The sequence below is a fragment of the Nonomuraea sp. KM90 genome, assembly GCF_052246675.1.
Classification (GTDB): Bacteria; Actinomycetota; Actinomycetes; order Streptosporangiales; family Streptosporangiaceae; genus Nonomuraea.
This window is the reverse complement of record NZ_JBQQCB010000288.1, coordinates 1-3,654: the sequence shown is the minus strand read 5'-3', so window position 1 is coordinate 3,654 and position 3,654 is coordinate 1. Positions and strand designations below refer to the sequence as shown.

At 66.7% G+C, this 3,654-nt stretch carries 3 protein-coding genes; 2 read left to right on the top strand and 1 reads right to left on the bottom strand.

What is annotated here, in order from left to right; all coding sequences use genetic code 11:
• Positions 1-97: 97 nt before the first annotated feature.
• Positions 98-754, bottom strand: a complete 657-nt coding sequence (locus ACTWPW_RS63305) for a hypothetical protein (protein WP_443174901.1) — start codon at positions 752-754, stop codon at positions 98-100.
• A gap of 295 nt (positions 755-1,049) precedes the next feature.
• Here ACTWPW_RS63305 and ACTWPW_RS63300 point away from each other — a divergent pair, with 295 nt between their 5' ends.
• Positions 1,050-1,379 carry a hypothetical protein gene (locus ACTWPW_RS63300; protein WP_443174900.1) on the top strand — a complete coding sequence of 110 codons (330 nt, stop codon included), beginning with the start codon at positions 1,050-1,052 and terminating at the stop codon, positions 1,377-1,379.
• Positions 1,380-1,436: 57 nt separating this feature from the next.
• Positions 1,437-3,654 (top strand): ISL3 family transposase (locus tag ACTWPW_RS63295; protein WP_443174899.1); only part of this gene is annotated, 2,218 nt, incomplete at its 3' end.

The window sequence follows — 3,654 nt, the reverse complement described above, 5'->3', positions numbered from 1 at the left end:
TGCACGTATATGGCGCGGCGACTGGCGGAGATGATCCCAGGGCTGTATCTAGCCCATGTGTGGTGTGCCCTGCCCCACGGAGCAAACCGCACTCGTGTTACTCGAGCGGGTAGCCGATCTCTCGGAGGTCAGCGCGGACGTTGCGCAGGCCGATCTCCGGGTTAAGCGCTCTGATGACCTCTTCTGTTAGCGGCCGGAGCGCGAAGATGTGCGCGACCGGCTCCACCGGCACGGGCGGCTCCTCCTCGTCAGTGGCCGCCCATGCCACGTAAGCTGCCGACGAACGATCGATGAGCAGGTCGAACATCTGGTCCGAGCCGTCCCTCTCGTAGGTGGCGCGTCCAGTGCGCCAACGGTCGTCCGATGTGGTGCGCCACAGGCAGCAGGTGATGAGCGGGACGTCCTCGAGTGTGAACGCCACCTCGTCGAGCTGCGGTCTGAACACCTCGGGAACGTCGTCGACCACGCCCGGCCAGGGGCGAAGGTCATCGCTGGCGAACGGCGAAACAGGCGACTCGTGGTCAAAACCGCGGATGTACACGCCAGCAGGGCAGAACACGATGGAATAGTCGTCGCCCGCACCGCTGCGCCACGAGGCCATCTCCTCCCCTGGCGCCCAGCGGGAGTCGAAAGAGTACTCGCGGTACTCCCACTCCGGGATACGTATGGCATCCACCATGGCAAGGGCGCGACAGTGGTCGCGCAGGACCTCGACGGGAGGCAGGGCGGCGGCCACCTCGTGCACATTCTTCATGCAGAGATGTGTACCGCACGGCACTGACACTGCAAGCCGGGTCGAGCACGGTGGAGAGGTGTCTGGTTGCTGGAGCGCCCGGGATTCGGACCCGGAGCCTGCGGATTAAAAGATCCAGTTCGAGCCGTTCCAGATCGTTCAATGCAGGTCAGAGGGCATGCGCGGTCCATCCTGCACGCCTCTGAACGCCTCTGTATTGCAACCCGAACTGCAACCTGGGCGCCCTTGGCAGCCCAGCCGGTACGCCACGGCTATTGTGCCGAACGGACGAGAAGCCAGACTGAGGAGTGAACCAGTGAGCAGGAAGCTGGCGACCGATCCGACGGCTCTCCGAAGCGCCGTGAATGATCAACTGGCGGGAGCGGCGGGAGCATGGGCCGGCGGGGCTACCTCTGTTGACGGGTTCCTCCGGCGGGTCGTCGCTGATCTCGACCGAATGCCGACGTTGAGCGTTCATCATGCTGAGTTCTGGCATTACGGCTCTGGATATGCGTCCTACGTCGATGTCTTCATCACCAAGCGCGACGGATCGATGCGCCGCTCCGAGAACGGCTGGACAAACGTCTGTCAACGACGGCCGAATTCTGGATCAGGCACACTTTCCGTGATCGGATCCGTTGAGTAGATCACGGTTCGGGCGTTCTGGCCGGTAGCCGTGCCTCTGATCACGAGCATCTGCAGCGTGTTGATCAAGGAGCTGTTCGCCGTCCTGTTTCCTCATCTGGTCGGTGTGTGCGTTGAGCAGGTCTTCCGGTCGGGAACCATGGTGCGGATCCGGGCAAGGACCGGCACGGTGGAGGCCGCCTGCCCGGCCTGTGGAACGTCGTCGCAGCGGGTGCACAGCCACTATGAACGACGGCTCTCTGATTCCGCGGTTGGAGGTCAGGAGGTGCTCATCCACCTGCGGGTGCACCGGTTCTTGTGCTGCGCTTCCACGTGTGCGAAGGCGACGTTCGCTGAGCAGATCCCGGGGCTGACCGTCCGATACGGCCGCCGCAGCATCCGAGCGGTCAGGGCGTTGCAGGCCATCGCGCTGGCGTTGGGCGGCCGGGCCGGAGCCCGGCTCGCCGGCCGGCTGGCGGCCTCGGTGAGCAGGATGACGTTGATCAGGCTGATTCGCGCCCTGCCGGACCCGGCTCTTGAATCCGGTCCGCGGGTGCTCGGCGTGGACGACTTCGCCCTGCGGCGGGGCCACTCCTACGGCACGATCCTGATCGACATCTCCACCAGCACCGTGGTGGACGTGCTGGCCGACCGGACGGCCGACACCCTGGCAGCCTGGCTGCGCACCCATCCCGGGGTCGAGATCGTCTGCCGCGACCGGGCCGGCGCCTATGCCGAGGGCATCGCCCGAGGCGCGCCGCACGCGATGCAGGTCGCGGACCGCTTCCACCTCTGGCGCAATCTCGGCGAGGCCGTCGAACGCACCGTCACCCGCCACCGCGACCACCTCCACGACCTGACCACCGCGCTCAGCACGCGCACCGAAACGTCTCCACCTGCGGCGCCGCCCGCCCCGTCCCCCTCGCCCGCCGACCGCCAGGACCGCACCGCCACCCGGACCCGCGAACGGCACGCCGCCGTTCACGCCCTGCTCGAGAAAGGCCAAGGGCTGCGGGAGATCGCCCGCCTGCTGTCCCTGGGCCGCAACACCGTCCGGCGCTTCGCCCGCGCCGCCAGCCCCGAGGACCTGCTCGTTCACGACGGAACGGGCCGGCGGCCCAAGAATCTGGAAGCCTACGACTCCTACCTGCGCAAACGGTGGGCCGAGGGGTACACCAACGCCGAACTCCTCTACCAGCAGCTACGAGCTCGGGGCTATCACGGCAGCGGCACCACCGTCCGCCAGTACGCTCGCCCCTGGCGCGACGGAACGCCTCCCGCGTTAACACCAGCGCGCCCGCCCACCGTCCGGCAGGCCACCGGCTGGTTCCTGCGCAACCCCGCCCGTCTCAACCCCGACGAACATCGTCAGCTCCAGGAGCTTGCCACCACATGCCCCCAGTTGGCGGCGCTTCGGGAGCACGTGCGCCAGTTCGCCGAGATGATGATGCACCGCCACGGCCAGAACCTGGAGACCTGGATGGACGCGGTCCTGGGCGACGACCTGCCCGAGCTGCACTCCTTCGTCACCGGGCTACGCCGGGACCAAGATCATTGTGGAGCGATCCGCGCCGTGCACCTGGCACGCTCCGGCGCGGTGAAGGCCCGCACTGCGTGCGTCAACGAGCTCCGCAGCCTACTGATCACCGCGCCCGCCCAGTTACGCGAGCAGATGACGGGTCTGTCGGCCGAGATGCTCGCCACCACGTGCGCACGACTGCGTCCGGCAGCCGATATCGCCGATCCACTCCAGGGCACCAAGCTGTCCCTGCGGGGCCTCGCCCGTCGCTACCAGGCTCTGACCTCTGAGATTGAAGACCTCGACGTTCATCTCAAGGCCTTGGTCCGCCAAGCCCGTCCAGACCTGCTCGGGGTGCACGGAGTCGGGCCCGAGACCGCGGCCCAACTGCTGATCACCTGTGGCGACAACCCCGACAGGCTAACCTCCCCAGCGACCTTCGCCGCCTTGTGCGGAGCCGCCCCGATCCCCGCCTCCAGCGGCAAAACCGTTCGCTACCGGCTATCGCGCGGAGGTGATCGGCAAGCCAACCGTGCCCTCTATCTCATCGCGCTCGCCCGAATGGCCTGGTGCCCGCGTACCCGCGCGTACGTCACCCGCCGCCCCACCGAAGGCAAGTCCAAGAAAGAGATCATCCGCTGTCTCAAACGCTACATCGCCCGCGAACTGTTCAAGGTCCACCAGGCAGAAGACAACGAACAACGATCTCCCAGCACCCACTTGGCAACCATAGGAGCATCGGGGCGGTTCAGAGAACGTCATCTACCTCGCGATGACC

Excerpts from the sequence above, each read along its gene's own strand:
- ACTWPW_RS63305 (WP_443174901.1), bottom strand. The coding sequence starts at position 754 with ATGAAGAATGTGCACGAGGTGGCCGCCGCCCTGCCTCCCGTCGAGGTC.